At 62.5% G+C, this 16,603-nt stretch carries 17 protein-coding genes and 1 riboswitch; of the genes, 13 read left to right on the forward strand and 4 right to left on the reverse strand.

Annotation, left to right across the window (positions count from 1 at the left end):
* Window position 1: 1 nt before the first annotated feature.
* The 3 genes from PQV96_RS03505 to PQV96_RS03515 are packed head-to-tail and all read left to right on the forward strand — an operon-like array spanning window position 2 to window position 2,537.
* Window positions 2–820 carry an ATP-binding cassette domain-containing protein gene (locus PQV96_RS03505; RefSeq protein ID WP_207374531.1) on the forward strand — a complete coding sequence of 273 codons (819 nt, stop codon included), beginning with the start codon at window positions 2–4 and terminating at the stop codon, window positions 818–820.
* A gap of 9 nt (window positions 821–829) precedes the next feature.
* Window positions 830–1,282, forward strand: coding sequence for an RbsD/FucU family protein (locus PQV96_RS03510; protein WP_207374532.1), 453 nt, complete (start codon window positions 830–832; stop codon window positions 1,280–1,282).
* Between the two features lie 13 nt (window positions 1,283–1,295).
* Window positions 1,296–2,537: an ROK family transcriptional regulator gene (locus tag PQV96_RS03515; protein WP_207374533.1), complete on the forward strand. Its 1,242-nt coding sequence runs from the start codon at window positions 1,296–1,298 to the stop codon at window positions 2,535–2,537.
* Between the two features lie 175 nt (window positions 2,538–2,712).
* Here the strand turns inward: PQV96_RS03515 and PQV96_RS03520 are convergent, their stop codons facing one another.
* Entirely contained in the window at window positions 2,713–3,522 is an 810-nt protein-coding gene (locus tag PQV96_RS03520; RefSeq protein ID WP_207374534.1) for an HAD-IIB family hydrolase, read from the reverse strand.
* A 6-nt stretch (window positions 3,523–3,528) separates the two neighbouring features.
* The gene (locus PQV96_RS03525) at window positions 3,529–5,157 is read right to left on the reverse strand and encodes a peptide chain release factor 3 (protein WP_207374535.1); all 1,629 of its coding nucleotides are present in this window, start codon (window positions 5,155–5,157) and stop codon (window positions 3,529–3,531) included.
* A 176-nt stretch (window positions 5,158–5,333) separates the two neighbouring features.
* A riboswitch (S-adenosyl-L-homocysteine riboswitch) is annotated at window positions 5,334–5,414 on the forward strand.
* Window positions 5,415–5,477: 63 nt separating this feature from the next.
* Here PQV96_RS03525 and ahcY point away from each other — a divergent pair.
* From ahcY to PQV96_RS03545, 4 genes are all read left to right on the forward strand, one after another.
* Window positions 5,478–6,914: an adenosylhomocysteinase gene (gene ahcY / locus PQV96_RS03530; RefSeq protein ID WP_207374536.1), complete on the forward strand. Its 1,437-nt coding sequence runs from the start codon at window positions 5,478–5,480 to the stop codon at window positions 6,912–6,914.
* Window positions 6,915–7,140: 226 nt separating this feature from the next.
* Window positions 7,141–8,142, forward strand: coding sequence for a TlyA family RNA methyltransferase (locus PQV96_RS03535; RefSeq protein ID WP_207374537.1), 1,002 nt, complete (start codon window positions 7,141–7,143; stop codon window positions 8,140–8,142).
* A complete protein-coding gene (gene metF, locus PQV96_RS03540; protein ID WP_142083439.1) occupies window positions 8,139–8,990 on the forward strand; it encodes a methylenetetrahydrofolate reductase [NAD(P)H] in 852 nt (283 codons plus the stop codon). The genes PQV96_RS03535 and metF overlap by 4 nt, the downstream gene beginning before the upstream one ends.
* A gap of 2 nt (window positions 8,991–8,992) precedes the next feature.
* Window positions 8,993–9,562 (forward strand): septal ring lytic transglycosylase RlpA family protein, encoded by a 570-nt coding sequence (locus PQV96_RS03545; RefSeq protein WP_273624601.1) that lies wholly within the window; start codon window positions 8,993–8,995, stop codon window positions 9,560–9,562.
* A gap of 18 nt (window positions 9,563–9,580) precedes the next feature.
* On the opposite strand, the gene PQV96_RS03550 is transcribed toward PQV96_RS03545, so the two are convergent.
* A complete protein-coding gene (locus tag PQV96_RS03550) occupies window positions 9,581–10,468 on the reverse strand; it encodes a 23S rRNA (adenine(2030)-N(6))-methyltransferase RlmJ (RefSeq protein WP_142083440.1) in 888 nt (295 codons plus the stop codon).
* A gap of 243 nt (window positions 10,469–10,711) precedes the next feature.
* On the opposite strand from PQV96_RS03550, the gene PQV96_RS03555 reads away from it, so the two are divergent.
* The 6 genes from PQV96_RS03555 to erpA all read left to right on the forward strand — a co-directional run bounded on the left by PQV96_RS03555 (window position 10,712) and on the right by erpA (window position 15,458).
* A complete protein-coding gene (locus PQV96_RS03555) occupies window positions 10,712–12,739 on the forward strand; it encodes a serine/threonine protein kinase (RefSeq protein ID WP_273624604.1) in 2,028 nt (675 codons plus the stop codon).
* 105 nt (window positions 12,740–12,844) lie between these two features.
* Window positions 12,845–13,276, forward strand: a complete 432-nt coding sequence (gene rplM, locus PQV96_RS03560) for a 50S ribosomal protein L13 (protein WP_044396978.1) — start codon at window positions 12,845–12,847, stop codon at window positions 13,274–13,276.
* 12 nt (window positions 13,277–13,288) lie between these two features.
* Window positions 13,289–13,681 carry a 30S ribosomal protein S9 gene (gene rpsI, locus PQV96_RS03565; protein ID WP_044396979.1) on the forward strand — a complete coding sequence of 131 codons (393 nt, stop codon included), beginning with the start codon at window positions 13,289–13,291 and terminating at the stop codon, window positions 13,679–13,681.
* Window positions 13,682–13,789: 108 nt separating this feature from the next.
* Window positions 13,790–14,506 (forward strand): DUF6776 family protein, encoded by a 717-nt coding sequence (locus PQV96_RS03570; RefSeq protein ID WP_207374540.1) that lies wholly within the window; start codon window positions 13,790–13,792, stop codon window positions 14,504–14,506.
* 128 nt (window positions 14,507–14,634) lie between these two features.
* Entirely contained in the window at window positions 14,635–15,033 is a 399-nt protein-coding gene (locus tag PQV96_RS03575; RefSeq protein WP_044397058.1) for a bactofilin family protein, read from the forward strand.
* Window positions 15,034–15,092: 59 nt separating this feature from the next.
* Window positions 15,093–15,458 (forward strand): iron-sulfur cluster insertion protein ErpA, encoded by a 366-nt coding sequence (gene erpA / locus PQV96_RS03580; RefSeq protein ID WP_044396980.1) that lies wholly within the window; start codon window positions 15,093–15,095, stop codon window positions 15,456–15,458.
* Between the two features lie 25 nt (window positions 15,459–15,483).
* On the opposite strand, the gene PQV96_RS03585 is transcribed toward erpA, so the two are convergent.
* A complete protein-coding gene (locus PQV96_RS03585) occupies window positions 15,484–16,593 on the reverse strand; it encodes an anhydro-N-acetylmuramic acid kinase (protein WP_207374541.1) in 1,110 nt (369 codons plus the stop codon).
* Window positions 16,594–16,603 lie beyond the last annotated feature (10 nt).

Below are 16,603 nucleotides of genomic sequence, written 5' to 3' on the forward strand. Positions count from 1 at the left end.
CATGAGGACCTCCACACACACAACGACCCAGGAAACGAACGCCCCGCTGGTCATGCAGGCCAAGGGCCTGGTCAAGCGCTATGGGCAGGTCACGGCGCTCGACGGCGCTGACTTTGAACTGCGCGCCGGTGAAATCCTGGCCGTGATCGGCGACAACGGTGCGGGCAAGTCGAGCCTGATCAAGGCGCTGTCGGGCGCCACCGTGCCGGACGAAGGCGAGATCCTGCTCGACGGCCAGCGCATCCAATTCAAGAGCCCCATCGACGCGCGCCGTGCGGGCATCGAAACCGTGTACCAGGACCTGGCGGTGGCCCCGGCCATGACCATTGCCGAAAACCTGTTTCTGGGCCGCGAGCTTCGCCGCCCCGGCCTGTTGGGCAGCGCGCTGCGCATGCTCGACAAAAAGAAGATGCTCGAAGAAAGCGTGGCCCGCATGGCCGAGTTGAAGGTCGGCATCCGCTCCATGACGCAGGCGGTGGAGACGCTCTCGGGCGGCCAGCGCCAGTGCGTGGCCGTGGCGCGTGCGGCAGCATTTGCACGCCACGTGGTCATCATGGACGAGCCCACCGCCGCCCTGGGCGTGAAGGAGGGCAACATGGTGCTGGAGCTGATCCGCCGCGTGCGCGACAAGGGCCTGCCCGTGATCCTCATCAGCCACAACATGCCCCATGTGTTCGAGATTGCCGACCGCATCCACATCGCCCGCCTGGGCAAGCGTGCGGCCGTGGTCAACCCCAAGAAGATCAGCATGAGCGACACCGTGGCCGTGATGACCGGGGCCATGGCCGCGTCCGATTTGCCCGTCGAATGCCTCGCCTGAAACGCCCCCATGCTGAAAAACATTGATCCCCTGCTGACTCCCGACCTGCTCAAGGTGCTGGCCGAGATGGGCCACGACGACGCCATCGTGCTGGCCGATGCCAACTTCACCGCCATGAGCCTTGGGGCTGGCAAGCCCGTGCTGCGCCTGCCCGGCATTGGCATGGCGCGCGCTGTGCAGGCCGTGGCCAGCGTGCTGCCCCTGGCGCAGGATGTGTCGCACCCCGTGGCTTACATGCAGGTGGGTGGCACCGAGGTGCCGTACCGTTCAGCCTTGCAGCGCGAAACCCTGGACGTGCTGGCGCGCGAGGGCGTGACCAGCGCGCAGGCCGAGGGCGTGGAGCGTTTTGCGTTCTACGAACGCGTCAAAAAAGCCTATGCCATCGTCGTGACGGGCGAGCGTCAGCCCTGGGGTAACTTCCTGCTGCGCAAGGGCGTCATCGGCGACACTCTGAACGCCTGACCGTTTCAACACCATGCTGGACGCCGACGCTTCTCCCTCCGCCGTTGACAACGCCGCCGCCAGCCCCGCGCTGCTGCGCCAGCGCGGCTCCAACCACGTAGGGCTGCGCCAGTTCAACGAACGCGTGGTGCTGCAGGCCCTGCGGACCCACGGCAGCCTGGCCAAAGCCGAGATGGCGCGCGTCACCGGCCTCACGGCGCAGACCATCGGCCTGATCACTGCGCGGCTCGATGAAGACCAGCTGCTGCGCCGCGAAGCGCCGGTGCGTGGTCGTGTGGGCCAGCCTTCGGTGCCCATCGGCCTGAACCCCGACGGCGCCTTTGCCATCGGCATCAAGATCGGCCGCCGCAGCGCCGACTGGCTGCTGGTCGATTTCACCGGCCATGTGCGCGAGCGCATCGTGCTCGACTACGCCTTCCCTGACATCGAGGTGCTGCTGCCCGCCATCCGCACACACCTGAACCAGTTGCTCGACGGCCTGGGCCCGCTGCGCTCGCGCGTGGTGGGCGTGGGCGTGGCCGCGCCGTTCCAGCTCGGCGGCTGGCACCGTATGCTGGGGCTTACCGAAGCGCAGTCCGAAGCCTGGAACAACATCGACCTGGCCGAGCAGGTGCAGCAGATGACCGAGCTGCCCGTGAGTTTTGCCAAGGACACCTCGGCCGCCTGCGTGGCGGAGCTGCTGCAGGGGCGCGGGCGAGATATCCCGAGTTTTCTGTACCTGTTCATGGACACCTTTGTGGGCGGCGGGCTGGTCATCAACTCGCACCTGCACCGGGGCCTGCACGGCAACGCGGGCGCCGTGGCCTCGCTGCCCCTGTCACCCGCGCAGCCGGGCCAGGCGCCCGCGCAGCTCATCAGCCAGGCATCCCTGTGGGAACTGGAGCAGCGCTTTCGCGAACACGGCCTCGACCCCATGGCCGCCTACGACAAGCGTGTGCTGCAGGCACCGTGGCTGGAACACAGCCGGGGATGGATTGCGCGCGCAGCGGCGGGCTTGGCGCACTGCATCGTTTCGGCCACTGCGTTTTTGGATCTGGATGCCGTGGTGGTCGATGGCGCTGCGGCCCCCGAGCTGCTGCAGGCGCTGTGCGAGGGCGCGCGGCACGCGATGGCCGACTACAACTGGGAGGGCCTGCACCAGCCGCCCCGGCTGGAGCTGGGCGCCATGGGCTCCGACGCGCGCGCGCTGGGCGGAGCGCTGCTGCCGCTGCATGCGTGTTTTGCGCCGGATACGGATATTTTCCTCAAGGCTTGATGGGTGTGCTATTTAAATAATAGCTGTCACGGCATATTCCACTGGCGCAAGCTGGCGTTTTTAGTCAAAACTGCACCATGGCGGTCTTGCGTGCACGGTCCCGGTGGGGCTGGCCCTGTTGCGTGGATCAGCCCGGGCTGTGGCGACAGCGCCCTGTCGCTTGATTTGCTCGTCTTTAGCGGTGCGCCAGAATTGCCCTAGCCACTTCCGCAAACCCCGCGCCCCGTTCGCCCTGCGTCACATACCGTGGCAGATGTGAGAGCTGCGGCACAAACCGCGCGATGTTGGCCACGCCCACGCTATGGGTGAAGTGCTGGAACATCGCCTGGTCATTGCCTGAGTCGCCCACAAACACCCAGCGGTCCAGCTCCTGCGCCAGATCGCGTCCCAGCAGCTCGCGCACGATCCAGTTGGCGCCCTGCCATTTGTTGAAGTCCCCAAAGCAGCCGTGGATGTGGATGCTGCTCACCGTGGTCTGCATGCCTTCGCGCTGCAGCAGAGCCAGCACCTGTTGCACGGTCTCCGGCGGGTGCCGGTCGAACTCCGCGTAGTCAAAAGCCAGGTCGGTCTCGCGCCCAGCGCTGTCGCGGCTCAGGGCCACACCAGGCACTTCCGAAGCCACCAGCGCGGCGATCTCGCGCATGCGTGCCTGGTTGGCGCTGCGCGTGGCGGCGTCTTGCTGGTAGCGCTTGACCAGCGGTGGTTGAGCGCCAGCGCCCCGGGTGAATGCCACGGCCCCGTTCTCGGCCACCATGGCATCCACCGGCCAGGTCGCGCCCGCGGGCCCTGCCATGAACGGCTCGCACCATCCAATCGGCCGCCCGGTGATGGGGATGACCAACAGGCCCGCTGCCTTCAGGTCAGCCAATGCCTGCAGTGCGTCGGGCGTGATGGCGCCCTCGGTCGTTAGCGTGTCGTCGATGTCGGTGAACACGCCCGCCAGTTCGCGGCGGGCCGCTGTTGGCCAGAGGTCCAGAGGCTGCATGCGGGCTCAACCAGCCTTCTGCAACGCCAACCCCGCATGCTCCCGCAGCGGATGAAAGTGAATCTTCGGAAACCGCTCTTGCGCCAGTCGCACGTCATACGGCGATGTGCACAGATACGCCAGCGTGTCGGCTGCGTCATGGGCCATGCGCAGCGGGTAGGCGGTTTCGAACTCGCGCAGCTCGGCTGGGGTGTCGGCGGTGATCCAGCGTGCGCCGGTGTACTGGCAGGCTTCCAGCCGCACGTCGCAGTCGTACTCGGTCTTCAGGCGGTGCTGCACCACTTCAAACTGCAGCTGGCCCACGGCGCCCAGCAGCATGTTGCCGCCTGCGTCGGGTTTGAAGACCTGGATGGCGCCTTCTTCGCCCAGCTGCATCAGGCCCTGCTGCAGTTGCTTGGTGCGCAGGGGGTTCTTCAGCACCACGGTCATGAACATTTCAGGTGCGAAGAACGGCAGGCCGGTGAACTGCAGGTTGGGGCCATCGGTGATGGTGTCGCCCAGTTGCACGCCGCCGTGAGTGGTGAAGCCGATGATGTCGCCTGCATAAGCCTCGTCCACGGCTTCGCGGCGCTGGCTCATGAAGGTCACCACGCTGGTGGGGCGCAGTTCTTTGGCGGTGCGCTGCACTTTCATCCGCATGCCAGGGGTGTATTTGCCCGAGGCCACGCGCACAAAGGCGATGCGGTCGCGGTGGTTGGCGTCCATGTTGGCTTGCACCTTGAACACCACGCCTGAGAAGCTCTCGTCTTCAGGCTGGATGATTTTTTCTTCGCGGTTGCGGTTGACCTCGGTGTAGGCCACGCGCGGGCCGGGCGGGGGCGACATATCGACCACCGCGTCCAGCACTTCCATCACCCCGAAGTTGTTCACCCCGGAGCCGAAGAACACGGGGGTGAGCTTGCCTTTCAGGAAGGCATCGTGGTCCCACTCTGCGGATGCGCCCACGGCCAGCTCCATGCTCTCCAGCGCGTCGTCGAATGCCTGGCCGAAGCGGGCGCGCAGGTTGTCAGCGTCAGACAGGGGAATGGTCTCGAAGTCCTGCGGGCGCTTTTCGCTGCCGGGCTGGAACACGGTCATGCTCTTGGTGCGCAGGTTGATGATGCCGCCAAAGCTCTTGCCCTGGCCCACGGGCCAGGTGATGGGGCAGCAGGGCATGCCCAGCTCGCGTTCGACCTCGTCCATGATGTCCAGCGGGTCGCGCACTTCGCGGTCCATCTTGTTCACAAAGGTGATGATGGGCGTGTCGCGCTGTCGGCACACCTCGATCAGGCGGCGGGTCTGGCTTTCCACACCGTTGGCGGCGTCGATCACCATCAGGGCCGAATCGACGGCGGTGAGCACGCGGTAGGTGTCTTCCGAGAAGTCCTTGTGGCCGGGGGTGTCGAGCAGGTTCACCACATGGTCGCGGTAAGCCATCTGCATCACCGACGATGCCACCGAGATGCCGCGCTGCTTTTCAATCTCCATCCAGTCCGACGTGGCGTGGCGGCTGGCTTTGCGGCCCTTCACCGCACCGGCGATCTGGATCGCGCCCGAGAACAGCAGCAGTTTTTCCGTCAGCGTGGTCTTACCTGCGTCAGGGTGGGAAATGATGGCGAAGGTGCGGCGGCGCCGGGTTTCTGGGGCGTAGGACACAAGGGGTTCCAAATGGGTAGGCAGGCGCGACAGGCGGCGCGCTGCGGGGTCAGAGGGTGCGCAGCCCCTGTGGAGCGCGGTGGCGCGGGGGCTTTTGGTTGGCGATTTTACCCAGTGGGCTTGGGGGCTGAAGTGGCACGCGAGACGCCTGCATGGCGACTGCTTTTATAATCCGCACTTCCGAGGAGCGTTGCAGCGCCCCCTGCCATCTGCGGGGCGTGAGGCTCGGAGTCATCAAGCAACGACGCTCATCCACTTTTCGTGTGGTGAGTTGCATCTTCCCCGTCAAGTGGCTTTTCAAACCTGCTTTGGAGCACACCATGAACGCACGCGTCAACGCCCCCGTCAACACCGACTGCATCATTGCCGACATCGGCCTGGCCGAATGGGGCCGTAAAGAAATCCGCATTGCTGAAACCGAGATGCCCGGCCTGATGGCCATCCGCGAGGAATTCGCGGCCAAGCAGCCCTTGAAGGGCGCGCGCATCACCGGTTCGCTGCACATGACCATCCAGACGGCTGTGCTGATCGAAACCCTGCAGGCCCTGGGCGCGCAGGTGCGCTGGGCTTCCTGCAACATCTTCTCTACGCAAGACCACGCTGCCGCTGCCATTGCCGCCACGGGCACTCCCGTGTTCGCGGTAAAGGGCGAGACACTGGTGGATTACTGGGATTACACCCACCGCATTTTTGACTTTGGCCCTGCAGGCACCGAAGGCGAAGGCCCCAACCTGATTCTGGACGACGGCGGTGACGCCACGCTGCTGATGCACCTGGGCAAGCAGGCCGAAAAGGACCAAAGCGTGCTGGCCAACCCTGGCAGCGAAGAAGAGCGCATTTTGTTTGCCGCCATCAAGGCCAAGCTGGCGGTGGACCCCACTTGGTACAGCCGCAAGAGCGCACAAATCATTGGTGTGACGGAAGAAACCACCACCGGCGTGCACCGCTTGAAGGAAATGTCGGCCAAGGGCAGCCTGATGTTCCGCGCGATCAACGTGAACGACTCGGTGACCAAGAGCAAGTTCGACAACCTGTACGGCTGCCGCGAGTCGCTGGTGGACGGCATCAAGCGCGCTACCGACGTGATGATTGCTGGCAAGGTGGCCGTGGTGGCGGGCTACGGCGATGTGGGCAAGGGCTCGGCCCAGGCCTTGCGCGCCCTGAGCGCCCAGGTGTGGGTGACCGAGATCGACCCCATCAACGCCCTGCAAGCCGCGATGGAAGGCTATAAGGTCGTGACCATGGAATATGCCGCCGACAAGGCCGACATCTTCGTGACCACCACCGGCAACCGCGACGTGATCACGTTCGAGCACATGAAGGCCATGAAGGACCAGTCCATCGTCTGCAACATCGGTCACTTCGACAACGAAATCCAGGTCGCCAAGCTCGAAGAGCACTGCCAGTGGGAAGAAATCAAGCCCCAGGTGGACCATGTGATCTTCCCTGACGGCAAGCGCATCATCCTGCTGGCCAAGGGCCGCCTGGTGAACCTGGGCTGTGGCACGGGCCACCCCAGCTTTGTGATGTCTTCCAGCTTTGCCAACCAGACGATTGCCCAGATCGAACTGTTCACGCACAGCGACTTCTATGAAAACGGCAAGGTCTACGTGCTGCCCAAGCACCTGGATGAAAAGGTCGCACGCCTGCACCTGAAGAAGGTGGGCGCGATGTTGTCGGAGCTGACAGACGAGCAAGCCGCCTACATCGGCGTGCCCAAGCAAGGCCCTTACAAGCCAGATACCTACCGCTACTAAGAGCGGCTAACAAATCTCTTCTGGCGTCGTTGCTGTGTCTTGTCGTACTGCTTGTACTGCCTGCAACACAGCGCCTAGCCAGAACCGCTTCGCTGAGTTTTGTTAGCCGCTGTAAGCCCTGGCGATAGAGGTTGAATGCTCCTGATTTAGGAGCTGCCAGCGCTTACTGGGTAAGCGCTGGTGCCTGTTTTTATTCCAATTTCCGTCGGATGACAAGAGAGTACGCATGCGCGCAGATGTTTTTTTGGTGGAAGGCGGCCATGCCGCTACGCGCTCACAGGCGCAACGCCTGATCGCCTCGGGGGTGGAATGGCGGCTGACGCCGTTGTCTGCCTGGAACAAGGTGGTCAAGAACGGCGATGACATTCCACCCATGGCAGAGGTGCGCTTGCTCGACGATGCCGAGGCGAAATACATCTCGCGTGGCGGGCTCAAGCTCGAAGGCGCCCTCAAGGCGACGGGGCTGGTGGTCAAAGGCTTGCGCTGCCTTGATGTGGGGCAGAGCACTGGCGGCTTCACCGACTGCTTGCTGCAGCACGGCGCTGCCCAGGTCATTGGTGTGGACGTGGGCCACGGCCAGTTGCACGAGCGCTTGCGCGATGACCCGCGCGTAGTGGGCGTGGAAGGCCTGAACGCTCGGGCGATGACTGCCGAGTCCCTCCTGGAAGGCTGCGACGTGGCCTTGTCTGAAGAAGAGGTGCAGGACGAAGAGGACAACGAGACCCAGCCCGTGGCCCCCTACAGCTGGATGCGCAACGGCGGGCTGGTGGATGAAGAGTACGACGACAGCGACGACGCCAAGGAGCAGGACGTGGAAGCCTTCAAGGCCGAGCGCGCTGCCAAGGCCAAGGCGCGTGCCGAGGGCTCTTTGCCCGTGGTGCGCCGTCGCAAGCCGGGGCGTGAGGAGGTGAACATCACGCCCGTGTTTGATGTGATCACGGGCGATTTGTCATTCATTTCTCTGACGCTGGTACTGCCCGCGCTGGTGCCGCTGTTGGCCCCGCAGGGCCGGCTGCTCATGCTGGTCAAGCCGCAGTTTGAGTTACAGCCCGGCCAGGTTGGCAAGGGCGGCATTGTGCGCGACGAAGCGCTGTACCCCGTGGTGGAAAAGCGCATCCGCGATTGCTGTGCCGAGGTGGGCCTGGACGTGTTGTCGTGGATCGACAGCCCTATTCAGGGCGGCGACGGCAACCGGGAATTCTTTATTGACGCAAGGAGGGCTGCATGAACGCTGCCAAGACCGAAGCCACCGGTTTCCCGGTGAGCCTGGAATTCTTTCCGCCAAAAACCGAAGAGGGCGCGGTCAAGCTGCGTACCGTGCGCCAGCAGCTGTATGCCCTGCATCCAGAGTTTTGTTCCGTGACCTATGGGGCGGGTGGCTCCACGCAAGAGGGCACCTTCACCACGGTGAAAGAGATCCTTTCGGAAGGCGTCAGCGCGGCCTCCCATTTTTCATGCATTGGCGCCACGCGGCAGTCGGTGCGTGAACAGTTGGCTGTGCTCAAGGGCATGGGCGTGCGGCGGCTGGTGGCTTTGCGGGGCGACTTGCCCAGCGGCTATGGCGCGGGCGGCGAATTTCAGTACGCCAGCGACCTGGTGGCCTTCATCCGCGAAGAAACGGGGCGGGACTTCCACATCGAGGTGGCCGCGTACCCCGAGGTGCATCCGCAGGCCCGCTCGCCCGAGGCTGACCTCAAGGCCTACGTGGCCAAGGTGCGTGCGGGTGCTGATGCCGCCATTACCCAGTATTTCTACAACAGCGATGCGTACTTCCGCTTTGTGGAGGATACGTACAAGCTGGGTGCAGACATTCCCGTCGTGCCCGGCATCATGCCCATCTCCAGCTCTACGCAACTGATGCGCTTTTCGGATGCCTGTGGCGCCGAGATTCCGCGCTGGATCCGGCTGCGCCTGCAGGCGTTTGGCGACGATACCGCCAGCATCAAGGCGTTTGGCCTGGACGTGGTGACCGATCTGTGCGACCAGTTGCGCAGCGCCGGGGTGCCCGCCTTGCACTTCTACACCATGAACCAGAGCGCGGCCACGCTGGAGATTTGCCGCCGACTGGAGCTGTAAACGTGCCAGGGCAGCGCGCAGCAGGGCTTGCAAGTGGGCGCAGGTTCTGGGCTGCCTTGCTGGCCTGTGCCGCTATGGTGCTGGCCTTGCCTGTCGTTGTTCTTGCCCATGAGGATTCGGGCATGCCCGACCCCGGTGCGACGCTATCCTCTGATGCGGAAAAACCGCTTTCCGCCCAGCGCTCCGCCATCGATCTGCTGAGCAGCGATGAGGACGAAGAGGGTGAGGAGGAGGCGGAAGTCTTGCCCAGCGAAACCGGGCTGGCTTCCTGGTACGGCCCTGGTTTTCACAAGCGCCGCACCGCCAGTGGCGAGCGCTTTGATATGCATGCCATGACCGCTGCCCACCGCACCTTGCCGTTCGGGACCATGGTGTGCGTGCGCAGCCAGATCACAGGGCGCGGGGTGGTCGTTCGCATCAACGACCGGGGCCCGCATGCCGCCAACCGGGTGGTAGACCTGAGCCGAGGCGCTGCCATTGCCCTGGGGTTGCACGGCTTGGGGCTCAAGCCGGTGGATGTGTTCCCCCTCAGCACTGGCGAGGACACCTGCCCGCCCAAGCGACCAGACTAAGTCGCTGCAGGCATTTTCTTAACTGCCCGATTCCAGCGTGTAGGTGGCGTGCTTGTCTTGCGCCAGCAATTCCACCATTTGCGGCAGGGCTTCCTTCAGCGCGGGCTTGAGGGTGAAGGGCGGGTTGATCAGGAACATGCCACTGGCTGGCAAGCCGGGGCGCTTGGTTTCTCCGGCCGCGTTTTCCGTGACCTTGCTGGATTTCACCGTCAGCGTGGCATGCAGCCAGCTCTTGCCCGCCTTGGTGGCCAGGGTCTTCAAGCGTCGTGGCAAATCATGGGCCTCTGGGCGGGGGATGATGGGGTACCACACCGCATAAGTGCCGGTGGCAAAGCGCTTGAGCGAATCGGTGACCATGTCTAGCACCTTGCCGTAGTCGCTCTTGATTTCATAGCTGGGATCGCACAGCAGCAAAGCGCGGCGGGCTGGTGGAGGCAGAAACTTTTTGACGCCTTCAAAGCCATCCTCGTGCAGCACGGCCACTTGCCTGCCGGCTTCCAGCTGGGCCACGTTGCCAGCCAGCGCGCGCATGTCCGTGGGGTGGAGTTCAAACAGCTTGAGCTTGTCATGCCCGCGCAGCAGGCGCTGGCTGATGAAGGGCGAACCGGGGTACACCTTGGTTTTGCTGCCTTGGTTGAAGGCCCGCACCATGTCTACATACGCTGCCAGAGCCGGGGTGAGGGGCGGTACTTCGGGGGCGACCAGGCGCAGGATGCCATCCGAGGCCTCTGCGCTGGTGCTGGCGTAGTCGCCATCCAGCCGGTAGAGGCCCGCGCCGGCGTGGGTATCCAGAACGGTCAACGCCGCGTCTTTCTCCGTGAGATATTGCAAGGTGGCAATCAAAACCGTGTGCTTGAGCACATCGGCATGGTTGCCTGCGTGGAATGCGTGGCGATAACTGAACATGCCCGTATGGTAACGATTGCGTACCTTGACGACGGAAAGTGCTGAGAAACCTCATACGCATGGGTCAGGAGCCGGGCAAAATCACAACCTTCCGGCGGTCTGTGATGTTTTTCTCAGACAGTGTGCTTTTTGTAGCTTCTCTACAGGCTTTGATATCGCATCATCGCGTCTGTTGCCCAGCCGAGACGCTTGGCAGGCACCGATTGAGTGCCCTTTCAGACCCGGTCCTGCTCCCTTTTCACCATGATCGAACGTTCCAGCCAAACCCCTGCCGCCGGCGTCAGCCACGTTGATGCGCTGCCGCCCGGCACCAGGCTGGCTGAGTTTGAAATCCTGGGGCTTCTGGGTGTGGGCGGTTTTGGCATGGTCTACAAGGCGTTTGACCATTCCCTGCACCGCGCGGTGGCCATCAAGGAATACATGCCGACGGCTCTGGCAGGCCGTGTGCACGGGCAATCCCTGGGGGTTCGATCCTCGTCCGATCAGCAGACCTTCCAGGCCGGACTGGCTTCCTTTGTGGGCGAAGCGCGCTTGCTGGCCCAGTTTGATCACCCTTCGCTCGTGAAGGTGTTCCGTTTCTGGGAGGCGAACAACACGGCTTACATGGTCATGCCGCTTTACAGCGGCATCACGTTCAAGCAAGCGCGTGCGCAGATGCGCACTCCGCCGCCAGAGGCCTGGCTGCGCAAGGTGCTGTGGTCAGTGCTGGGGGCGCTGCGGGTGTTGCACGACGGCAAGACGCTGCACCGCGATATCTCGCCAGACAACATCTTCTTGCAAGACTATGGCCCCCCCGTGTTGCTGGACCTGGGGGCCGCACGCCACGCCATCAACGACCAGGGGCGCCAGCACACTGCGGTGCTCAAGGTCAACTACGCGCCCATCGAGCAGTATTCAGAAACCGATGATGATCTGCGCCAGGGGCCCTGGAGCGATTTGTATTCGCTGGCGGCGGTCGTGCATGGCTGCCTGTGCAATGACACGCCTTTGCCGGCCACCTTGCGTTCCATTCGAGATCGCATGGTGCCGTTCCCCCGCATTGCCAAGACCGTGAAGCGGCAGTTTGGTGTTGAGTATTCGCCTGCATTTGTCGCAGCGGTGACCCAGGCCCTCTCTTTGCGCCCCGAAGATCGTCCTCAGAACATTGACGCCTTCTTGCAGGCCATGGAAATGGTGTCTGCGCCTGAAGGCATTGACGGATTCGATTTCCGCGCTGACCTGGGCGACATCTGGGTCGAGCCTGCGGACCAGCCCGGCCCAGGGTTGCTGACGCCCACCGTGGATGTGACCTCTGCGCCCAAGATCGTGGCGGATATCCAGGCATCGCTGGCAGGCGCGCAAGCCGCGGTCTCTGCTCCTGCCGCTTTGCACGATTCCAAGCGGGTGGATGCTGACTCAGGCCCTGATACGGTGGCTGTAGAGGCTGCAGATACCGTCTTCATGGACCCGGGCGATACGGTGATGATGGAGGAGTTGGAGTCGTCCAGCCCGTCAGGTCATCGTTCAGGATCGGGCGCGCACCGCGAAGTAGGGGGGCATGCTTCCAAGTCTTCCAGGTCTGCGAGCGCTTCGCACGAATCGAGTCAACGGGCCCGCGCGGCTGTCTCGCGTCGCCACAAGAGTTTGCGCTGGGGGGCTGTGGCTGCGGTTGCTCTCATGGCGGTGGCGAGTGCTGGCTGGGGGCTGTATGCACGCAAGGCGCCGGTGGCGGATGACATCATCACCGAAGTGGCTGAGCCACCAGCCGCTTTGACGCTGGTGGAAGCGTCTGCCCCGGTGGCCAGCGCCTCGGTCGCCAGTGAGGTGGCTGTGGCGGAGCCCAGTCTCGTGGATCCTCCGCTGGTTGCAGCTTCTGCGTCCCAGCCGGCTCCGGCGCCCAAGCCCGTGGTGCGCAACAGCGCCGCTGCAAAAAAGGTGGCCCCAGAGCGTGCCCCCGCACCGGTGGTGACTGTGGAAGCGCCTCCTCCGCCCCCCCGCCACCGCCTGAACCGAAACCCCGGCCAGCACCCGCCAAAATCCCGACGCCCCAAGAGGTCTGCGCGAATGCTGGCTTCTTGGCCAAACCCATGTGCATTCATCAGGAATGCCAAAAGCCGTCGCAGGTCGGGCAGGCCATCTGTGTCGAGAACCGAAAGCGCTACGAGGCTGAGGAGCAGCGTGCCCGGCAGATGGGCAACTGAGTGGTTCGGCGCCTCGGTGGTCGGCCTTCGGGATGAGCGGTTGTACCGTTTTTGTGAAACTTCGTATAATCACAGGCTTCGCAGCGATTGAGCGGCCCCGCGGCGAACACATCAGTCCCACCTAAGAGGCTTCCTTCAGAGAAGCACCGACCGTGGAAAAGGGCCCTTACAAACCCCCTCTTGAAAAGAGAAACTCATGACTACTACTTTCAGCGCAAAGCCCGCTGAGGTTGTGCACGAGTGGTTTGTGATTGACGCGACCAATAAGGTCCTCGGACGAGTAGCCAGCGAAGTTGCTCTCCGTTTGCGCGGCAAACACAAGGCCATTTACACGCCTCACGTCGATACCGGTGACTTCATCGTCGTTATCAACGCAGCCCAACTCAAGGTTACCGGCACCAAGTCCCTGGACAAGGTGTACTACCGTCACTCGGGCTATCCCGGCGGTATCACGGCCACCAACTTCCGCGACATGCAAGCCAAGCACCCTGGTCGTGCTCTGGAAAAGGCTGTCAAGGGCATGCTGCCTAAGGGTCCCCTGGGCTATGCAATGATCAAGAAACTCAAGGTGTACGGTGGTGCTGAGCATCCCCACGCCGCCCAGCAGCCCAAAGTGCTGGAAATCTAAGGAGCCTTGAGAATGATTGGTGAATGGAACAATGGCACCGGCCGTCGCAAGTCCAGCGTCGCCCGCGTGTTTCTGAAAAAAGGCTCCGGCAAGATCACTGTGAACGGCAAGGACATCCAGTCCTACTTCGGCCGCGAAACATCGATCATGATTGCCAAGCAGCCCCTGGTGCTGACCAACCATGTCGAAACTTTCGACATCCAGGTCAATGTCCACGGCGGTGGTGAATCCGGTCAAGCCGGTGCGACCCGTCACGGCATCACCCGCGCTCTGATCGACTACGATGCAACACTCAAGTCTGCACTGAGCCAAGCCGGCTTCGTGACACGTGATGCACGTGAAGTGGAGCGTAAGAAGGTCGGTCTGCACTCTGCACGTCGTGCAAAGCAGTTCTCGAAGCGTTAATCTTCGCAGCCTTCAGGAGACCGGGTTTTCCCCCGGCCTCTGCAAAAACCGCCTTCGGGCGGTTTTTTCGTTTATGGTGCGTGCTTCTTCAAGGGGGATGGTTCGTACATGCGTTTTCGTTTGCTTCGTCGGCGGTTGACCATTAGCGCACCCAGGGTGGCCATTCGCAGTGCGATGCCGTGGCCCCTGCGCTGGCTGGTATTGGCGCTTGCTTTGGGCCTGAGTGCAGCCACCGCCTTGTGGGCTTTTGAGTTTGGCAAGTCGATTGCAGGCCTTGAGCCCACTTCGCGGCAGGAGGTGATGCAACTGCGCGCCGAGATTGATCGATTGCGGGAGCAGTCACAGCAAACCCAGTTGCTGTCGCAAACGGCGGAGAGTCTCTTGACTGCTGATCGTGCAACACTGGAGCGCTTGACTGCCCAGGTGAAACAGCTGGAAGCGGAGAATCGCGCCCTGCGAGACGATCTGGGTTTTTTTGAAAAACTCATTCCTGCGGCCAAATCGGATGGCGTCACCATACGTGGCCTGAAGGCGGAGTTGGTGGGTGGTGCGCAGCTGAAGTGGCAGGTGCTGGTCATTCAGGCTGCCGCTGCACGCAATGCGCCGGAATTCAAAGGGCGCCTGGAATTGGTGCTTGCGGGTGTTCTCAACGGCAAGCCTTGGACGCAGGCCTTCCCGCCCGAAGGGCAGGCGATCCAGTTTCGCCAGTACCGCCGCTTGGGAGGCGTATTCGCTTTGCCTCTGAATGTCGTGGTAAAAACCGTGACCGCCCGTGTCTATGAAGGCCAGGCCATTCGGGCAATCCAGGCGGTAGATCTGGATTGAGTCCGCCGAGGGAGCTTGCGGACGTGTGTGCAATGCACTGGTGCTGGGGTTTGCTGTCTGGCGTGGTGGTGCGGTGTCTCAATGATTTCGTAGTGGAGCGCCGCAAAGGCGTCTGAGGAGGAGTTCCAATGTTTTCTCGCAAGAAGCAGCCGCCCATCAAAAGCTTGATTGCCCATGGCACCCGCATCGAAGGCAATGTTTTGTTTGAAGAAGGAATCCGGATCGACGGGGATGTGGTAGGTGATATCCGTGCTTCGACCGAGCAACCCAGCATCTTGGTGATTTCCGAAACGGCCCGAGTGGAGGGCGCTGTGCATGCTGACCATGTGATCGTGAATGGGTCGGTGGTGGGGCCAGTGCACGCCGCGGAGCTGCTGGAACTGCAGCCCAAGGCGCGCATCACAGGCAATGTGAACTACAGGGCGCTGGAGATGCACCAAGGGGCAACGATTGCGGGTCAGTTGCAACCTGCAGCCGTGTTGATTGAAGAAAAGCCCCCACTCAAACTAGCGTCAAACAACCAGTGAGCTGAGCGCATGGGGGTGTTGCAGTACCATCGCATGCAAATTCTGAATCCGGAGTCCCCATGAGTACAGTTGCTGAAAACGTCCCCACCGAAATGCCCGCGCCGATTCTGTTCACCGACAGCGCTGCGGCCAAGGTTGCGGATCTGATTGCGGAGGAAGGGAACCCGGATTTGAAGCTGCGCGTGTTCGTGCAGGGCGGCGGGTGCTCTGGCTTCCAGTACGGTTTCACCTTCGATGAAATCACCAATGACGACGACACCACCATGACCAAGAACGGGGTGTCGTTGTTGATCGACGCGATGAGCTACCAATATCTGGTGGGCGCTGAGATCGACTACAAGGAAGACCTGCAAGGCGCACAGTTTGTGATCAAGAACCCGAACGCTACCACCACCTGTGGTTGCGGTTCCAGCTTCTCTGCCTGACCAGGCCAAGCCCTGCAAAAGGGCATCAAGCGGGGTAGATGGCCCCTAAAACACGGGCGCCTTGTGCGCCCGTGACGTTTGGAAGGTTCCCTGCTTGCCCAAGGACGGTTTGACGGGCCAGCCACGCAAAAGCGCAGGCTTCCACCTGCATCACAGGCAGGCCCAGCACATCCGTTGGCTCCACGGGTAAAGGGGCCAGCAAGTCCTTCAGGCGGTGCATCAGGTGGTTGTTGAGCGCGCCGCCACCGCACACTGCCATCAAAGTTGCGCCTCCACCGTATTGTTTGACTGTGTTCGCGCAAGCCTGGGCAGTCAGCTCGGTCAAAGTGGCTTGTATATCGGCGGGGCGCAGTTCCGCAAAGTGCTGCAACTTGCTGTTGAGCCACGCCACATTGAACAAGTCCCTTCCGGTGCTTTTCGGTGGCGCTTTCTGAAAGAACGGCTCTTTCAAAAAGGTTTCCAGCAGGGCCGGGTGCACAGTGCCCTGGGCCGCCCAGCGGCCTTGAGCATCGTAGGGTGCGCCAGTGTGCTGTTGGCACCAGTAGTCCATGAGCGCATTGCCGGGGCCGCAATCAAAGCCGATCACCGGTCCTTGCGCTGGTAGCACACTGATGTTGGAGATGCCGCCAATGTTGAGCACCAGCACCGTCTGGTTGGGCTTGCGGAAAACACCGTGGTGGAATGCAGGAACCAAAGGTGCGCCCTGGCCCCCGGCCGCGACGTCGCGGCTGCGGAAGTCGGCCACTACACGAATGCCGGTGAGCTCCGCCAACAAGGCTGGGTTTTGCAACTGCAGTGTGTAGCCCGTGCCGTCGAACTCCTGGGGGCGATGGCGAACGGTTTGTCCATGGGCGCCAAGGGCACTGATTCGACTAGCGTTGAGTTGCAGGTCACTCAGCAGTTGCTGGACCAGGGATGCATAGATGCGAGAGACAGCGTTGCCCGCGAGTGCAGCTCTGTGCAACTCGTCGGCTCCAGACGTGTTCAGGGCCAGCAGCTCGCTTTTGAGCTCGTCAGAAAAAGGGGCAGATTTGTGCTCCAGTACTTGGAGACGTTCTCCGGCAAAGTCCACCAGAACAGCATCCACCCCATCCAGCGAGGTGCCAGACATCAGTCCGATGTAGAGATCACCCATGGTTGTGGCG

Source organism: Acidovorax temperans (assembly GCF_028596105.1).
Taxonomy (GTDB): domain Bacteria; phylum Pseudomonadota; class Gammaproteobacteria; order Burkholderiales; family Burkholderiaceae_C; genus Acidovorax; species Acidovorax temperans.

Excerpts from the sequence above, each read along its gene's own strand:
- PQV96_RS03505 (WP_207374531.1), top strand. The coding sequence starts at position 2 with ATGAGGACCTCCACACACACAACGACCCAGGAAACGAACGCCCCGCTG.
- PQV96_RS03510 (WP_207374532.1), top strand. The coding sequence starts at position 830 with ATGCTGAAAAACATTGATCCCCTGCTGACTCCCGACCTGCTCAAGGTG.
- PQV96_RS03515 (WP_207374533.1), top strand. The coding sequence starts at position 1,296 with ATGCTGGACGCCGACGCTTCTCCCTCCGCCGTTGACAACGCCGCCGCC.
- PQV96_RS03520 (WP_207374534.1), bottom strand. The coding sequence starts at position 3,522 with ATGCAGCCTCTGGACCTCTGGCCAACAGCGGCCCGCCGCGAACTGGCG.
- ahcY (WP_207374536.1), top strand. The coding sequence starts at position 5,478 with ATGAACGCACGCGTCAACGCCCCCGTCAACACCGACTGCATCATTGCC.
- PQV96_RS03535 (WP_207374537.1), top strand. The coding sequence starts at position 7,141 with ATGCGCGCAGATGTTTTTTTGGTGGAAGGCGGCCATGCCGCTACGCGC.
- metF (WP_142083439.1), top strand. The coding sequence starts at position 8,139 with ATGAACGCTGCCAAGACCGAAGCCACCGGTTTCCCGGTGAGCCTGGAA.
- PQV96_RS03550 (WP_142083440.1), bottom strand. The coding sequence starts at position 10,468 with ATGTTCAGTTATCGCCACGCATTCCACGCAGGCAACCATGCCGATGTG.
- PQV96_RS03555 (WP_273624604.1), top strand. The coding sequence starts at position 10,712 with ATGATCGAACGTTCCAGCCAAACCCCTGCCGCCGGCGTCAGCCACGTT.
- rplM (WP_044396978.1), top strand. The coding sequence starts at position 12,845 with ATGACTACTACTTTCAGCGCAAAGCCCGCTGAGGTTGTGCACGAGTGG.
- rpsI (WP_044396979.1), top strand. The coding sequence starts at position 13,289 with ATGATTGGTGAATGGAACAATGGCACCGGCCGTCGCAAGTCCAGCGTC.
- PQV96_RS03570 (WP_207374540.1), top strand. The coding sequence starts at position 13,790 with ATGCGTTTTCGTTTGCTTCGTCGGCGGTTGACCATTAGCGCACCCAGG.
- PQV96_RS03575 (WP_044397058.1), top strand. The coding sequence starts at position 14,635 with ATGTTTTCTCGCAAGAAGCAGCCGCCCATCAAAAGCTTGATTGCCCAT.
- erpA (WP_044396980.1), top strand. The coding sequence starts at position 15,093 with ATGAGTACAGTTGCTGAAAACGTCCCCACCGAAATGCCCGCGCCGATT.
- PQV96_RS03585 (WP_207374541.1), bottom strand. The coding sequence starts at position 16,593 with ATGGGTGATCTCTACATCGGACTGATGTCTGGCACCTCGCTGGATGGG.